At 63.5% G+C, this 14,160-nt stretch carries 16 protein-coding genes; 10 read left to right on the forward strand and 6 right to left on the reverse strand.

Annotation, left to right across the window (positions count from 1 at the left end):
- Window positions 1-137 precede the first annotated feature (137 nt).
- Window positions 138-1,097, forward strand: coding sequence for an aminopeptidase (locus tag D3D01_RS04175; protein WP_121511351.1), 960 nt, complete (start codon window positions 138-140; stop codon window positions 1,095-1,097).
- A gap of 128 nt (window positions 1,098-1,225) precedes the next feature.
- Here D3D01_RS04175 and D3D01_RS04180 read toward each other — a convergent pair whose 3' ends face one another.
- Window positions 1,226-1,642: a DUF1648 domain-containing protein gene (locus D3D01_RS04180; RefSeq protein ID WP_121511352.1), complete on the reverse strand. Its 417-nt coding sequence runs from the start codon at window positions 1,640-1,642 to the stop codon at window positions 1,226-1,228.
- Window positions 1,643-1,752: 110 nt separating this feature from the next.
- On the opposite strand from D3D01_RS04180, the gene D3D01_RS04185 reads away from it, so the two are divergent.
- The 3 genes from D3D01_RS04185 to D3D01_RS04195 all read left to right on the forward strand — a co-directional run bounded on the left by D3D01_RS04185 (window position 1,753) and on the right by D3D01_RS04195 (window position 3,824).
- Window positions 1,753-2,406: an HVO_0476 family zinc finger protein gene (locus D3D01_RS04185; RefSeq protein ID WP_101351070.1), complete on the forward strand. Its 654-nt coding sequence runs from the start codon at window positions 1,753-1,755 to the stop codon at window positions 2,404-2,406.
- Between the two features lies 1 nt (window position 2,407).
- The gene (locus D3D01_RS04190) at window positions 2,408-3,031 is read left to right on the forward strand and encodes a protein-L-isoaspartate(D-aspartate) O-methyltransferase (RefSeq protein ID WP_121511353.1); all 624 of its coding nucleotides are present in this window, start codon (window positions 2,408-2,410) and stop codon (window positions 3,029-3,031) included.
- Between the two features lie 61 nt (window positions 3,032-3,092).
- Window positions 3,093-3,824, forward strand: a complete 732-nt coding sequence (locus tag D3D01_RS04195; RefSeq protein ID WP_121511354.1) for a protein-L-isoaspartate O-methyltransferase — start codon at window positions 3,093-3,095, stop codon at window positions 3,822-3,824.
- On the opposite strand, the gene D3D01_RS04200 is transcribed toward D3D01_RS04195, so the two are convergent.
- Window positions 3,821-4,267 carry an Ig-like domain-containing protein gene (locus tag D3D01_RS04200; RefSeq protein ID WP_121511355.1) on the reverse strand — a complete coding sequence of 149 codons (447 nt, stop codon included), beginning with the start codon at window positions 4,265-4,267 and terminating at the stop codon, window positions 3,821-3,823. The two genes, D3D01_RS04195 and D3D01_RS04200, sit on opposite strands and share 4 nt — an antisense overlap.
- A 75-nt stretch (window positions 4,268-4,342) precedes the next feature.
- Here D3D01_RS04200 and D3D01_RS04205 point away from each other — a divergent pair, with 75 nt between their 5' ends.
- Window positions 4,343-5,407: an ATP-binding protein gene (locus D3D01_RS04205; protein ID WP_121511356.1), complete on the forward strand. Its 1,065-nt coding sequence runs from the start codon at window positions 4,343-4,345 to the stop codon at window positions 5,405-5,407.
- A 12-nt stretch (window positions 5,408-5,419) separates the two neighbouring features.
- Here the strand turns inward: D3D01_RS04205 and crcB are convergent, their stop codons facing one another.
- Genes crcB through D3D01_RS04220 form a run of 3 tightly spaced genes read right to left on the reverse strand, consistent with a single transcriptional unit; the run spans window position 5,420 to window position 6,512 of the window.
- The gene (gene crcB / locus D3D01_RS04210; protein ID WP_101351065.1) at window positions 5,420-5,779 is read right to left on the reverse strand and encodes a fluoride efflux transporter CrcB; all 360 of its coding nucleotides are present in this window, start codon (window positions 5,777-5,779) and stop codon (window positions 5,420-5,422) included.
- Entirely contained in the window at window positions 5,779-6,162 is a 384-nt protein-coding gene (locus D3D01_RS04215) for a CrcB family protein (RefSeq protein ID WP_121511357.1), read from the reverse strand. Before D3D01_RS04215 ends, crcB begins: the two co-directional genes overlap by 1 nt.
- 2 nt (window positions 6,163-6,164) lie before the next feature.
- A complete protein-coding gene (locus D3D01_RS04220) occupies window positions 6,165-6,512 on the reverse strand; it encodes a hypothetical protein (RefSeq protein ID WP_004590827.1) in 348 nt (115 codons plus the stop codon).
- A gap of 305 nt (window positions 6,513-6,817) precedes the next feature.
- Here D3D01_RS04220 and D3D01_RS04225 point away from each other — a divergent pair, with 305 nt between their 5' ends.
- The 4 genes from D3D01_RS04225 to D3D01_RS04240 all read left to right on the forward strand — a co-directional run bounded on the left by D3D01_RS04225 (window position 6,818) and on the right by D3D01_RS04240 (window position 12,132).
- Complete coding sequence (locus D3D01_RS04225) at window positions 6,818-8,779, forward strand: archaea-specific SMC-related protein (protein WP_121511358.1); 1,962 nt, start codon at window positions 6,818-6,820, stop codon at window positions 8,777-8,779.
- Window positions 8,780-8,823: 44 nt separating this feature from the next.
- Window positions 8,824-9,441, forward strand: coding sequence for a rod-determining factor RdfA (gene rdfA / locus D3D01_RS04230; protein ID WP_121511359.1), 618 nt, complete (start codon window positions 8,824-8,826; stop codon window positions 9,439-9,441).
- A gap of 218 nt (window positions 9,442-9,659) precedes the next feature.
- Window positions 9,660-10,763 (forward strand): aminotransferase class V-fold PLP-dependent enzyme, encoded by a 1,104-nt coding sequence (locus D3D01_RS04235; protein WP_121511360.1) that lies wholly within the window; start codon window positions 9,660-9,662, stop codon window positions 10,761-10,763.
- 73 nt (window positions 10,764-10,836) lie between these two features.
- Window positions 10,837-12,132, forward strand: a complete 1,296-nt coding sequence (locus tag D3D01_RS04240) for an NUDIX domain-containing protein (RefSeq protein WP_101351060.1) — start codon at window positions 10,837-10,839, stop codon at window positions 12,130-12,132.
- A 24-nt stretch (window positions 12,133-12,156) separates the two neighbouring features.
- On the opposite strand, the gene D3D01_RS04245 is transcribed toward D3D01_RS04240, so the two are convergent.
- Window positions 12,157-12,903, reverse strand: coding sequence for an MBL fold metallo-hydrolase (locus tag D3D01_RS04245; RefSeq protein WP_121511361.1), 747 nt, complete (start codon window positions 12,901-12,903; stop codon window positions 12,157-12,159).
- Window positions 12,904-13,000: 97 nt separating this feature from the next.
- Here D3D01_RS04245 and D3D01_RS04250 point away from each other — a divergent pair, with 97 nt between their 5' ends.
- Entirely contained in the window at window positions 13,001-14,137 is a 1,137-nt protein-coding gene (locus D3D01_RS04250; RefSeq protein WP_121511362.1) for a site-2 protease family protein, read from the forward strand.
- Window positions 14,138-14,160 lie beyond the last annotated feature (23 nt).

Below are 14,160 nucleotides of genomic sequence, written 5' to 3' on the forward strand. Positions count from 1 at the left end.
TAACTCAGATAGTTGTACCTCTGGACATTGTGAACTTTTAACACAAATTATCAGAAAACACTGAGCTGTAGTGTGTTTCGGCGGCGTACGCCGGCAGTCTATCAAGAGTTATTCAGGCGGAGTACGCAGTTAGTTGTATGGACAACTCGTCGCTTCGCGCGCCCGCCGAGACTGCCGTCAAACAGTGTCTGAACCTCCAGCCTGACGAATCGTGTGCGGTCGTCACTGATGACCAGCGGAACTCAATCGGCGAAGCGCTGTATCGCGTCGCCACAGAGATTACTGACGACTCCGTTTTCGTTCGCTATCCGCCGGGTGAGCAACACGGCGCAGAGCCGCCCGCGCCGGTCGCCGGCGCGATGAAGACCGCTGATGTCGTACTCGCGCCCACGACGAAGAGCCTGAGCCACACAGAAGCCCGAACCGACGCCAACGAGGCCGGTGCCCGCGTCGCGACCCTGCCCGGGATTAGTGAGGGCGTGTTCCTCATGGGGTTAGACGCCGATTACCACCGTATCGAACAGCACTGCGAGGACGTGCTGGCGCAGGTCGAAGACGCTGAGGAAATTCACGTCACGTCACCACAAGGGACCGATATCACGTTCGGCATCGGTGCGCGCGAGTGGCACATGGACACCGGCATTGTCCACGAGGCCGGCGAGATGTCGAATCTCCCCGCTGGCGAGGTGTTCCTCGCCCCTGAGACGGCCGACGGCACATTCGTCGTCGATGGGACGATGCGCCCCCACGGCAAACTCGACGGGAAGCGTCTCACCTTCGAGGTTGAGGACGGCTACGTCACGGACATCGACGATCCCGATATCCGCGCACAGGTCGAGGACGCCGCCGAGGAAGTCGGCCAAGACGCGTACAATCTCGCAGAGCTGGGTATCGGCACGAACGTCGCTGTGACCGAACTCGTCGGCTCTGTTCTTCTAGACGAGAAGGCCGGCGGCACTGTCCACATCGCTATCGGCGACGACCACGCAATGGGTGGCGACGTGCACGCGCCGATCCATCTGGACGGAATTCTGACGGAGCCGACCGTGTATGCGGATGGGGAGGTCGTAGACCTCCCGGAGCCGAGCGGTGAGTAAAATGAACCGCGAGGCAGATGTGGCAGTGACATTTCCTCGTGTAGAGTGACCGACCCGGGGCCAGAACGGAGTCACGACAGACAGGAATGGAAGCGTGGGTCGCCCATGCCGACCGCTGATGGTTTCTCCTACCCGTGTTCGTATTCCATCTTCACAGCATATCCGACGATGAGCACCGCCCAGACGAGAGATCCGACGAGGACGAGGTCGAACGGGACTTGGTAGCCGAGGTTCCACGCGAGCACGAGTCCGTGTATCGCCCCCATGAACGCCATCGTTGCGACGGTGACCGTGGCCGCTACTTGCGGCACGTCCGGCGGGTCGTAGCGGAACGCCCACTCTAGCACGACGAGCGTAGCGAGCATCAATGCCGGCATAAGAACGACACCAACCGGCTTCGAGACGTAGTTATCAGGCGTGCTGGACGCGGAGAAGTGAATCGCGACTTCGGCTGGGAGGCGAGACCAGACCGCCACACCGGCCATGGCTGTCAGGGCGATGATGGCACCGCTTACGATGTCGGCACGGCTCTGTCGGCGCGCCATACCTGTCGTTTGATCCGGCGGCTCAAGAAAGGCAGCGTGACTATGCGAGACAGAACCACGAGCAGCGCCGTGGCGACGACCATTTACGGGAGCGCAGTCAACGCCTGCATATGACAGACGCTACACCGGGCGACCGCATCGCCCTCCCGTGTCCGGCCTGTTCGCCGGACCTGGAAACGGTTCACGAGGTGCTGAAGCCGGGCGGCCACGTGACGGTCCGCTGTACGGACTGTGATCACGTCCACAAGGAGCAACTGCCAGAGGAGGAGACACTAGAGCGAAGCGTTGTCGTCTCACAGGACGGCGACTCCTTCACCGCAGAGGTCGACGTGCCGGCCGAAGAAGAGCTGTCCGTCGGCGAGGAGTTCTTACTGGAGACCGAAGAGGCCGTCGTGACCGCCCGCATTACCAGTTTAGAGACCGCGGACGGCCGCGAAGACGAGGCGGCCGCCGAGGACGTCGAAACCATCTGGTCGCGGGCCGTCGGCAACGTCTCAGTCAACGTCACGATGCACCCGAAAGACGGCACGCACGACGAGACCGAGAGCTTCAAGCTCCACGTCCCCGGCGACTACGAGTTCGTGGTCGGCGAAACCGAGGAGTTCGGCGAGGAGGAGTTCACCGTTGAGGGGATTCACGTCCGCGACGACGCCCACGGCTACGACCACGAGAACATGGACCACGACGGCGACATGGGTATCGCGAAGGACATCAACCGGCTGTACGTCAGAGACGAGTCGACCACGGCGTGGTCGGCGTGGTAGGATGGCCGACTGGGACCGGCAGCGGTCGCGGCTGGCCGACCGCCTGCGCTCGCGTGTCTCCGACGCGACCGTCCTCGCGGCGATAGCGTCGGTCCCCCGCCACCGGTTCGTCCCGACCGACAGGCGACATGACGCCTACACCGACCGCCCGCTCCCGATTGGGTCGGGCCAGACGATTTCTGCGCCGCACATGGTCGCAATCATGGCCGAGTTACTCGACCTATCTCCCGGGGATCAGGTACTGGAGATTGGTACGGGATGTGGTTACCACGCCGCGGTGACCGCCGAACTAGTCGGTCCCGAGAACGTCTACAGTGTGGAGTACCACGCATCGCTGGCTGACGAGGCCCGTGATACACTCGAAGTGACCGGTTACGGAGACGTCTCCGTTCGCGCCGGCGACGGCAAGCAGGGGTGGTCCGAACACGCGCCCTACGACCGAACGTACCTGACCTGCGCCGCGCCGGAGTTCCCCGGTCCGCTCGTCGACCAGACCCGCGACGGCGGCGTCCTCCTGGCCCCGCTCGGCGACGGACAACAGCGCCTTATCCGGGCGGAGAAACAGGCTGACGGCACGCTCAACAGAGTCGACCACGGCGGGGTTCGATTCGTCCCGCTCCAGTAGCGGTTTCGACAGACGTGGCCGTTGTCGCGCCATTGATATAGCTCTGGCCGAATATAGTGATATGGATCCGGCGGTACTGCGGGACGACATGGTCGACAGCCTGCAACACGACAGTAAGGGTGTCGTCCGGAGCGCGTGGCTGTCGACAGCGATGCGCGCCGTCCCCCGCGAGGCCTTCGTCGGCGAGCAACAGGCCTACTCCGACCGCCCGTTCGAACGCCTCGGCACGCGCGTGCTCTCGCCCAGCACCGCCGGCCGAGTGCTCGAAGCCCTGTCGCCCGAAGAAGACGACGACGTGCTCGTGGTCGGTGCCGGCGTCGGCTACACGGCCGCGGTGCTGGCAGAACACGTTGGCGCGGCCAACGTACAGGCGATAGACATCACGCGGCGGCTCGTCGTCGAAGCGCGCCAGAACCTGGCCCAGGCGGGCTACGACGCCGTCCTCGTCGACCGCCGCGATGGGGCCGACGGACTGCCCGAGTACGCGCCCTACGACCGAATCCTGCTGGAAGCCGCCGCAATCGACCCGCCCAGGGCGCTCCTCCGGCAACTGACCGACGACGGGCGGCTGGTGATGCCGCTGGGAACCGGCGAGCAGTCGCTGGCCGTCGTCGACGCTGACGGGTCGGTCGAGCGACACGGCACCGTCGCCTTCCAGCCAATGCTCGTCGAGGGCGAGCAGGCCGACACCGTCGAGCGCAACCGGACTCACCGCGAGGACCGCGAGCACGCCCGCCGGGCGGCCCAGTCCCGCGCTGGCTGGGAGCAGGAGTGGATAGACTGGGACGGCTAGGGCGACCTGACGACGAGCAGGTCGGTGTTCGAGCGGTCGTCCTCGTAGCTGCTGCCCGCCGGCGGTTTCACCTCGAACGTGACTGTGCCGTCCTGTTGATTCGGCCCGAGCGACGGCGACAGCGAGAGGGTCGCGTTCCCTGCACTACCTGTTTCGCCGGTCTTGACTGACGAGAGTGTCGCCGTCCCGCTTTTCGCGACGACCGTTGCGCCGGAGACCGGTGACCCTTTCGAGTCGACGACAGTGACAACGATGTCCTGTGACCCCGGATTCGCCACTTCCGGGTGTGGCTCAACGTCGATCTCCGTCACTTGTAGCGTCTCGATTCCCGAAATAGTACTCATCATCACGGAGAGGCAGGCGACGCCGACCACCAGCGCGATAACGAGGCGAATCGGCAGTCCCTCGATAGCACGTTCGTCGCGCCACAGCGAATCTGACATGGACAGGCGTGGTTCCGAACTCGTATTTGAACCCTTGGACGAACGTTCAAATACCGGAAGGGGTCCACCGCCGGCATGGTCGTTCTCGGGCGCGGGGAAGCGACGGGGGCAACGACGCGGCTGGGCCACTATCGGGCCCGCGATGGAAGCAGTAGTGCTCCAGTCAATCTCGATGTCGACCGGCCACACGTCGGTCTCGTCGTTGGCAAACGTGGGTCGGGGAAGACGTACACGCTCGGCGTCTTCGCCGAGGGACTGATTGCCGCTGAGGGGGTCGCCCCGGTCGTCATCGACCCGATGGGGGCGTTCACGCCGCTCGGAACTGCGGATGTGTCTGCGACGGTCATACATCCCAGCGTTTGCGCGAACGCGCTCGACCCGCGCCAGTGGTGTACGGTGCTCGGCCTCGACCCGGAACGAGGTGCAGGCGCGCTTGTGTGGCGAGCGGCGAGCGAGTGTGTGACACTCGACGGGATGCGCTCGTGGGTAGCCGATGCGGATGCGGCGGCGAGTACCGCTCGCGCGGCAGCGAACCATCTCGCGCTCGCCGCGTCATGGGACATCTTCGATGCTGCGGGTATCGAGACAGAAACGCTGTGCAGCGATAGCCTGACAGTGTTCGATCTGTCGGGACTGGCCTCTCGACCAGCCAGCACGGTCCTCGCTGCTGTCGCGACTTCGCTGTACGACGTTCGGGTGGCCGAGCAGACGTGCCGACTGCCGTGGCTATTGGTCGACGAAGCCCACGCGTTTACTGACGGCGTTGCCCGGCGTCCGCTTCGCCGTCTCGTCACGCGAGGCCGCCAGCCCGGTGTGAGTTGTGTGCTGGCGACACAGCGACCCAGCGCGGTCCCGGCGACAATCGTCTCTCAGACTGATCTGCTCGTCGCACACCGACTGACGAGTACGGCTGACATCGACGCACTACAGGCCGCCCAGCCGACGTATCTCGACGGCGATTTCGCGGCCCGGCTTCCGGAGACGACCGGTGACGCGCTCGTTGTTGACGACGGCACCGAATCCGTCCATCACGTGACTGTCCGCGAACGGCGGACGCCCCACGGCGGCGAGACCCCGCGGGCAAGTGACCTCGGCGCAGACAGAGAGCAGGACTACTCTGTGGCACGTTCTGAAAAATGACGACTCTATGAGTCACACGGCCCGCACGAGGCCCCAGGCCAGTCCGATTCCAGCCAGCGCACAGACGAGGTTCCCGACAGCGTTGCCCACAGCCAGCCCTACGTAGCCGTCCTCCCACAGTCGGACTGTCTCTACCGAAAACGAGGAAAACGTCGTGAACGATCCGCACGCACCGACACCGACAAGCAACGCCGCGTCACCGGTCACACCAGCGAACGTGACCAGTCCCAAAACGAAGCTTCCGACTGCGTTCACTGTGAGCGTCCCGAGCGGGACCGGTTCTCGCTGGACCGCTCCCGACAGATAGTGGCGACAGAGTGCCCCGAGTGCCCCACCGGCCCCGACCAGATGCGCCGATTCGATAGCGACCATCAGCGCTCGCCTCCGGTGAACAGCCGGACGGTTTCACGGCCGACAAGGACGCCGGTAAACCCCAACGCGTAGCTCCCAACGACGTTCGCAACAGCCCACTCAGGCGTCAATACTGTCTCTACCGCGAACGTGCTGTAGGTGGTGAACGATGAGAGGAAGCCGGTCGAAGCGGCCAGTTTCGTCTCGCTGGCCAGTGCACCGACCTGCAGTCCCTCGTACACGAGCACACCGAGCGCGAAACTGCCACAGACGTTGACCAGCAGCGTCCCCTGCAATCCCGGAAAAAAGAGGCCGACGAAGTACCGAAGGTTCGAACCGGCGAACCCCCCGAGGCCTACGAGGACGATAGTTTCGACCGTTACTAGCGGGTTGGTATCCGCCATTTTTACTCTCCGAGTATCTCCGCCAGCCGTGCTTCACCGAGTGTGTCGACGAGCTGTGCGAGTTCGATAACTCGCTCTTCGCCGAGCGTATCCACGAGTTCACGGATTTCTGCCGGGTCGAACGTCCGGGCGACGTAGCCGAGATTCTCTACCATTCGCGTGGTCCGGTCTAGCGTCTCTTCGTCGGGGCGTAGCGTTAGCGGTCGGTTCGTGAATTTCCCGTTTTCATTGAAGTAGCAGAACCGCAACTCGGCGGTGTCGCTGTCATCCGGATCGACAATCTGCAAGACACCGTACCCACTGTCCCACTCGTCCAGTTCGACCTCAAGTAGCGTTTCGTAGCGGGTCACAGGACTTGATTCCAAACACATCGACTTATAGATTGGCATGTCGAAAACAAAAACAAGCGATATAAGTTACAGATCATAACAAAACAGAAGATGTTCGACAACGATCCGAACTTCCTCGGCGATAACGCTGTACCGGAATAATATTGGTACAGATGTTATTCCGGAATCGCTGTCGGCGTATCGACGGTCTGGTGTATCCCATCGTGCCGAGTCTTCCGTAGTAACCCATCGTCGGAGACACCAATGGCTAAAATGGTTTTCGGCAATGAAATTATTTTTATAGCCGCTCCAACTACGGCAGAGCAATGCCAGAATCAAAACAGGGATCTAGTGTCGCCCATTTTGATGTCACCAATATCGGTGGGATCGATGAGACAACAGTCGATATTCCACCGGGCGTGACGGTCCTGACGGGGAAGAATGCCACAAACCGGACATCGTTTCTACAGTCTATCATGGCGGCGATGGGAAGTACGCAGGCCACGCTGAAAGGCGACGCCGACGAGGGGAGCGTTGCCCTCACGTACGGCGATGAAGTGTATGAACGGACACTCACGCGAGCGGGAGACGCTGTCCAGTTTGACGGTGAGGGATACCTTGACGATCCAGCGGTCGCCGACCTGTTCGCGTTCCTCCTCGAAACCAACGAGGCACGCCGGTCGGTGGCTCGCGGCGACGACCTCCGCGAAATCATCATGCGGCCGGTCGACATCGACGCGATCCGCTCGGAAGTCGAACAGCTGGAAGCGGAGAAAGGCGATATCAACGACGAACTCGCCACGGTTGAATCCCGCCAGCGCGACCTTCCGGACCTCGAACAGCGCCGGACCGAACTCCGCGAGCAGATCGAAGAGAAACGCGAGAAACTGGCCGAGCGCGAGGAGGAGATAGACAACAGCAGCCGGGATATTGAGGAGAGCCGTCAGGAACAGGATGTCCTCGAAGAGAAGCTCGACGAGCTCCGCTCGACGCGGTCGGACCTCGAATCTGTCCGCCGGGACATCGAGGCACAGGAGGAGAGCATCTCCTCGCTGAAACGCGAACGGGCTGACCTCGAAGACGAACTGGAGGAACTGCCAGAGACGCCGATGGGCGACCAGCAGCACCTCGAAGACGAAATCGCAAGCCTGCGTGACCAGCGTCAGCGGCTGAACAGCGAGATATCCGACCTCCAGAGCCTGATCCAGTACAACGAGGAACGGCTCGAAGAGGAAGACTACGACGTCATCCAGTCGCTCGAAGACGCGCCCGAAGGCTCCGGAGGCGCGGTGACAGAGCAACTTCTCGAAAGCGAGGACGAGGAATCTGTCGTCTGCTGGACGTGTGGCTCGACGGTCGACCGCGAGCAGATCGAAGACACGGTCGACCGTTTGCAGGATCTCCGCCGGCAGAAAGTCGAGGACCTCAACGACATCAAGTCGGAACTCGACGACCTCAAGACCGACCAGCGCGAAGCCGAAAAGAAGCAGCGCCGCCGCGAGAACGTCGAACGGAAGATACAGGAGACCGAAACGGAGATCGAACGCCGCGAAGAGCAGGTCTCCTCGCTGAAAGACCGGCGCGAGGAACTGACTGAGGATGTCGAGTCGCTGGAAGACGAGGTCGACAACCTCGAATCCGAGGACTTCGACGAGATCCTCGCGCTACACCGGGAGGCGAACCAGCTCGAGTTCGAGATCGATAGTCTGGAGTCCGACCTCGATGACGTGTCCGCTGAGATTGAGGAGATCGAGGAGCTGGTCAATCGGGCCGACGACCTCCGTGAAGAGCGCGACGCTCTCGTCGAGGAACTCACCGACAAGCGGACGAAAATCGACCAGATCGAAGCCAACGCCGTCGACCAGTTCAACGAGCACATGGACGCCATTCTCGGTATTCTGGAGTACGAGAACCTCGAACGAATCTGGATCGAACGCGTCGAGCAGACCGTCCGCGAGGGGCGACAGAAGGTCGACCGAACGGTGTTCGAGCTCCACATCGTTCGAACCACCGAGAACGGTGCGGCTTACGAGGATACCATTGAGCACCTCAGCGAGAGCGAACGCGAGGTGACCGGCCTTATCTTTGCCCTCGCGGGCTATCTGGTCCATGACCTCCACGAGAGCGTTCCGTTCATGCTGCTTGACTCGCTGGAAGCCATCGACTCGGCGCGAATCGCCGAACTCGTCGAGTACTTCGCCGACTACGCCGAGCATCTCGTCGTGGCCCTCCTACCGGAGGACGCGCAGGCGCTGGACGACGACTTCAACCGCATCACCTCGATCTAACCCCGTAGTCTTTTATTTCCGGTTACCGTACGTGGGACCAACAGATGGCGAATACGACAGACGGCCGGCCGTCGAGCAAGGTCGCTCGACTTATCGACGAGTATGAACTTGATGGACTCGGTGCGGAGATGGAGGCTCGCTGGACGGGTGACGGTGAAGAGCGGATGAGTCTCCGTGATCTGGCGGAGTTTTTCAACAAGCGTCTCCTCGAACGTGAACTGGTCGATGCGGGCCTGAGCGCGCTTGAAAGTGACGTAGAATCGACCTACGAGAACCTCACTGGTGACGACATCAGTACGGGTGTTCGGACTGACACCGTCAATCGACTCGAGCGCAATGGCGTCGATGTCGACCGTCTCGAAACCGACTTCATCACCTATCAGGCCATCCGGTCATATCTGAAGGAATGGCGCGGCGCGGAGTATCAGGGGCTGTCCGACGACGAGAAGATCGAAAAGGATCTTGAAAGTATTCAGCGACTCTTGACCCGAACGCTGTCGGTCACCGACCAGCGTATCGAGAAACTGCGCGATACGGGCCGCATCGACATCGAGGACTTCGAGGTATTTCTGGACGCACAGGTGCTTTGCCAGTCCTGTGGCAGCCAGTACGCCGTCGCGGAGTTTTTCGACCAGGGCGGCTGTGAGTGCCAGCAGGACTGAGTCGACACTTTGGACTCTCTCTGACTACGCCGAGGTACCTGCAACGACGCGTTGACAGTAGAACAACCGATAGCAATTGTGATATCCAACGGAACAAACGATTCGAGGACACCGAGCTGCCGTAGAAATAGAACCGGACTGCCGTCCCGGGAATCCGCCGTCGTAGCTGCCTGCTGGGTCACACAGGGCTGAAGACATCGGGGGCCATTGGAACGGTCATGGACCCAGGCGACCTCCGAGCGTCGATTCCAGCACTCGAACGGTGTACGTATTTCAACACAGGAGCAAGCGGGCCGATGCCCCGCCCCGTGGTCAACGCCGCAACGTCGTTTCTCGAACGTCACGCTTTCGACGCGCCTGCGGCTGAGGGGCCCTATACGGTTGCGTGGGACGCTATCGCGGCGGCCCGCGAAGTCGTCGCCGGTCATATCGGGACCGACGCCGCCAACGTTGCGTTCACTCGCAGTACCGCCGACGGAGTCAACACGGTCGCAGGGGCCATAGACTGGCAACCCGGCGACGTGGTAGTCCGGACCGACCTTGAACACCCTGCCGGCACGCTTCCGTGGGATCGACTGGCCGACACCCACGGTATCGAGGTCCGGGTGCTGGAAACAGACGGCGGACGACTCGACATGGCAGACGTGACCGACGCCGTGGTCGACGCCAGACTGGTGGCGCTGAGTTCACTCTCTTGGACTCACGGGACCAGACTCCCGGTTTCGGCCGTCGTCGACGCGGCCCACGACGCGGGCGCACAGGTACTCGTCGACGCCGTCCAGTCTGTCGGGCAACATCCCGTCGACGTGACGGAATGGGGTGCGGACTTCGTGGCCGCGGCGGGGCACAAGTGGCTGCTGGGCGTCTGGGGCGGCGGGTTCCTCTACGTCAACCCGGACGCGTATGACCGACTCCATCAGACCCGCATTGGCTATCGAAGCGTCGAAGACCCCGGCGCTGACGGTTATGACTACTACGAGGGCGCGCGCCGATTCGAGGTCGGCACCACCTCTCCGGCTCCCTACGTCGCGCTCGCACATGCCATCGAAACGGTCGAGGCCGTCGGGTTCGACACGATCCAGCCCCGCGTCGAACGGCTGACCGACCGGCTCAAGGACGGGCTTGGTGACCGACTGCTGAGTCCCCGTGACTACGAGTCGGGACTCGTGACGTTCACCGCCGATGACCCCGAGGCGACCGTCGAGCGACTCGCGGCTGAGGGCATTATCATCAGGTCACTCCCTCATCCTGAGGCGCTCCGGGCGTCCGTCCACGCGTTCAATACGGCCGACGACATCGACCGCTTGCTCGACGCGCTATAGCTTTCACAGCACCCTGTTGTGACTGGCGTTACAGCCCCGGACTTTCTTGTCTCGACCGGCCGTTCTTCCTCGCATGGCGACACGCCCCGTCGTGACGTGCTTCCTGCGTAGCGAAGGCGAGGTGCTGCTGTTGCGCCGGAGCGGTGCGGTCGGCTCGTATCGGGGCCAGTGGGGTGGTGTGGCGGGACACGTTGCCGACGACGCCGGGCGGGACCGGGACCCGGAGACGGCCGCGCGGGCTGAAATCGACGAGGAGACCGGGTTGGCCGACGCGGTGACGCTCGTCCGGCGCGGCGACTCATTGCAGGTCGCAGACGACGATCATGGGGTTCGCTGGCAGGTTCACCCGTTTCTGTTCGACTGCGAGGCCCGCACAGTCACGACGAACGAGGAGACGACCGAGACCGCGTGGGTCCACCCGCCTGAAATCCTGACCCGTGAGACGGTCCCGCGGCTGTGGACCGCCTGGGACCGCGTTCGGCCGCGAGCGGCGACCGTTCGCGAGGACCGAACCCACGGTTCGGCGTGGCTGTCGATCCGGGCGCTGGAGGTGCTACGCGACGAAGCTGCCCTGGCCGACGCCGGACGGAGTGACGACCTGGAGACGGCCGAGCGGGGCGGCGACGACTGGAGCGCGCTCGCCGCCCTCGCCGCCGAAATCCGCGAGGCCCGTCCCTCAATGGTCGTCGTCGCCAACCGGGTCAACCGAGCGATGGCTGCTGTCGCCGACCAGTCGCCGGCGGCCGTCGAGCGGGCCGTTACGGAGTCGCTGAACCACGCGGTTACCGCCGACCGCGTGGCCGCCGCCGTCGCCGCCGAACACGTCGGCGACCGCCTTGCCACGCTGTCTCGGTCTGGGACAGTCCGCGCAGTGGTCGACGCCACTGCGCCTGAGGCCGTGCTCGTCGCCGAGTCACGGCCCGGGAGTGAAGGCGTCGGCGTCGCAGAGACACTCGCTGGTAGCACTGCCGTGACACTGACCACCGACGCGGCCTTCGGCCACGAATTGGATGCGTGGAGCGCCGACACGCTCGTCGTCGGGGCCGACCGCGTCCTTCCGGACGGCCGCGTGGTCAACAAGGCGGGCACCCGCTCGGCGGCGCTGTCGGCGGCCGCCGCGGAGGCGGACTGCTACGCGGTGTGTGCGGCGGACAAGATCGCACCACGCGCTACGTGGGACAGCGAGGAGCGAGAGCCACAGGAGGTGTACGACGGCGACACAGACATCGCTGTATTGAATCCGACTTTCGACGTGACGCCGGCGTCGGCAGTGACGGTCGTCACCGAACGCGGCGTTCTGGAGACGAACGATATTGAGGCAATCGCAGACGCCCACCGGGAACGGAGCGAGTGGACCGAGCGCCGGTGACATCCGAGACCGAAAGTCGCTTGCTCAGTGCTCGTCTAGCACGACCGGCACACCGGCTTCGGCCACGTCGGCGGCGAACTCACGGGAATCGGCTTCGAGGTTCGAGAAGGTGTTGTAGTGGACTGGCATCACGAGGTCCGGGTCGATGGTTGCGGCAAGGGCAGCGGCCTCGTGGCGGTCCATCGTCGCCCGCGGGCCGATGGGCGGACACAGTAGCGAGACGTCGAGCGTTCGGTGGCCGGGCAGCACGTCCGAATCCCCCGGATAGAAGGCTCTGGTCCCCTCGACAGCGATCATGAACCCACAGCCAAAGCCCTCCGGGTGGTACGGGCTGCCATCTGGCCGCGTGTGTGGGCCGTCCGGTTCGTTATACGCTGGCGTTGACCATATCGGCACATCCCCGACTGTCGTCTGTGATTTCATTCCGACTTCGACAACGTCGTAGGGCAGCGAGGACAGCGGCGGGAGGTCCCGGTCACCGACGCGCTCATCGATACCCTCGTAGGCAACAACGGTCGCGTCCTCGCTCGCGACGCGCTCGATACCATCAGGGTCGTAGTGGTGGACGTGGGTCACACAGACAACGTCGCCGTCTTCCGCACGGTAGTCGCTGCTCGGTGGATGACTGATCCCGTCCGTGTGGGGTTCCCACTCGCCGGTGAGGACGCCGTAGCGGCCCGGGTCGACATACACCACCGTGTCGTCGCCGGCGAACCGGAGCGTCGCGTACCCCAGCCAGTCGACGGTCAGCCCGTCGTGTCGAACTGTCATTGACTGTCGATACGCGTTACACCCTGAATAAGTCAGCTACTCGCGGGCGTCGCCACTCGGCAGAAGATATACCCGAGCGCTGCCCGTCTGCTCGCCCGTGCGAAACTTCCACATCACGACGGTCTGGGGCATTCCGATACGGGTCAACATCTCACTGCTGATTTTCCTGCCGGTGCTGGCCTGGATTATCGGCAGCGGAGCACAGATATCTGTGTATGCCGGTATCGTGAGTGCCCTGTCGGGCGTGCCACTCGACCTTACGGTGCTGACCGCGGGCCAGACACCGTGGCTCATCGGCACCGCCGCGGCCGTGGGCCTGTTCGCCAGCGTCGCCCTCCACGAACTGGGCCACGCATGGGCAGCGATGCGCTACGACCTCCGGGTCGAGTCCATCACGCTCTGGATTCTTGGCGGTCTCGCCAACCTCGAAGCCATGCCCAAAGAGTGGAATCGGGAACTCGTCATCGCGCTGGCCGGCCCGGCCGTGAGTATTCTGACCGGGCTTGCCTGCTACGCCGCACTGTTTGCCTTGCCGGCGAGTGCGCAGGTGACGCTGTTCGTTATCGGCTGGCTAGCCGTCACGAACATCTTTCTCGCCGTGTTCAACATGCTGCCGGCCTTCCCGATGGACGGCGGCCGCGTGCTCCGGGCACTGCTCGCACGAAAACGGCCGTACGCGACGGCGACCCGAATCGCCGCTCGGGTCGGGACCGGGTTCGCCGTGCTGTTCGCCGTCGTCGGCGTCCTCTCGTTCAGCCCGCTGTTGCTGCTGCTCGCGCTGTTCGTCTACGGCGCCGCATCGAGCGAATCCCGTACCGTCGCCCTGGCAGCGCTGCTTGAGGGGCTGACCGTCGATGACGTGGCTAGCCCACTCGACGCGACTATTGAGGCCGACGCAACTGTCGAGGATCTCGTCGACCGGATGTTCGCTGGTCGGCGGACCGAGTTCGCCGTCACGCGCGGCGGCGACGTAATCGGCGTCGTCACAGTTGGCGACTTCAGGGCACTCTTGAAGACTGAACGCGAAGCCGACACCGTCGCCGACCTGATGGACACTGACCTGCCGCGCTTTGCCTCAGAGACGGCAGCCTTCATTGCGCTCGTCGAACTCGACACCGCCAGAGCCACTGCCGCATTCGTCGACGGCCCCGAGGGAACCCGCGTTGTCTCCCGGGACGACTTCGCCAGCGCGATGGAGATGCGGCGGCTCGTCGGCTCGCCGGAACCGTTCTAGCAGCGTGGCTGAGGCATCGAGAC

Origin of the sequence: Haloarcula sp. Atlit-7R (assembly GCF_003666065.1) — an archaeon.
In the GTDB taxonomy this organism is placed as follows: domain Archaea; phylum Halobacteriota; class Halobacteria; order Halobacteriales; family Haloarculaceae; genus Haloarcula; species Haloarcula taiwanensis.

Coding starts and splice junctions, on each gene's coding strand:
- D3D01_RS04175 (WP_121511351.1), top strand. CDS start 138: ATGGACAACTCGTCGCTTCGCGCGCCCGCCGAGACTGCCGTCAAACAG.
- D3D01_RS04180 (WP_121511352.1), bottom strand. CDS start 1,642: ATGGCGCGCCGACAGAGCCGTGCCGACATCGTAAGCGGTGCCATCATC.
- D3D01_RS04185 (WP_101351070.1), top strand. CDS start 1,753: ATGACAGACGCTACACCGGGCGACCGCATCGCCCTCCCGTGTCCGGCC.
- D3D01_RS04190 (WP_121511353.1), top strand. CDS start 2,408: ATGGCCGACTGGGACCGGCAGCGGTCGCGGCTGGCCGACCGCCTGCGC.
- D3D01_RS04195 (WP_121511354.1), top strand. CDS start 3,093: ATGGATCCGGCGGTACTGCGGGACGACATGGTCGACAGCCTGCAACAC.
- D3D01_RS04200 (WP_121511355.1), bottom strand. CDS start 4,267: ATGTCAGATTCGCTGTGGCGCGACGAACGTGCTATCGAGGGACTGCCG.
- D3D01_RS04205 (WP_121511356.1), top strand. CDS start 4,343: ATGGTCGTTCTCGGGCGCGGGGAAGCGACGGGGGCAACGACGCGGCTG.
- crcB (WP_101351065.1), bottom strand. CDS start 5,779: ATGGTCGCTATCGAATCGGCGCATCTGGTCGGGGCCGGTGGGGCACTC.
- D3D01_RS04215 (WP_121511357.1), bottom strand. CDS start 6,162: ATGGCGGATACCAACCCGCTAGTAACGGTCGAAACTATCGTCCTCGTA.
- D3D01_RS04225 (WP_121511358.1), top strand. CDS start 6,818: ATGCCAGAATCAAAACAGGGATCTAGTGTCGCCCATTTTGATGTCACC.
- rdfA (WP_121511359.1), top strand. CDS start 8,824: ATGGCGAATACGACAGACGGCCGGCCGTCGAGCAAGGTCGCTCGACTT.
- D3D01_RS04235 (WP_121511360.1), top strand. CDS start 9,660: ATGGACCCAGGCGACCTCCGAGCGTCGATTCCAGCACTCGAACGGTGT.
- D3D01_RS04240 (WP_101351060.1), top strand. CDS start 10,837: ATGGCGACACGCCCCGTCGTGACGTGCTTCCTGCGTAGCGAAGGCGAG.
- D3D01_RS04245 (WP_121511361.1), bottom strand. CDS start 12,903: ATGACAGTTCGACACGACGGGCTGACCGTCGACTGGCTGGGGTACGCG.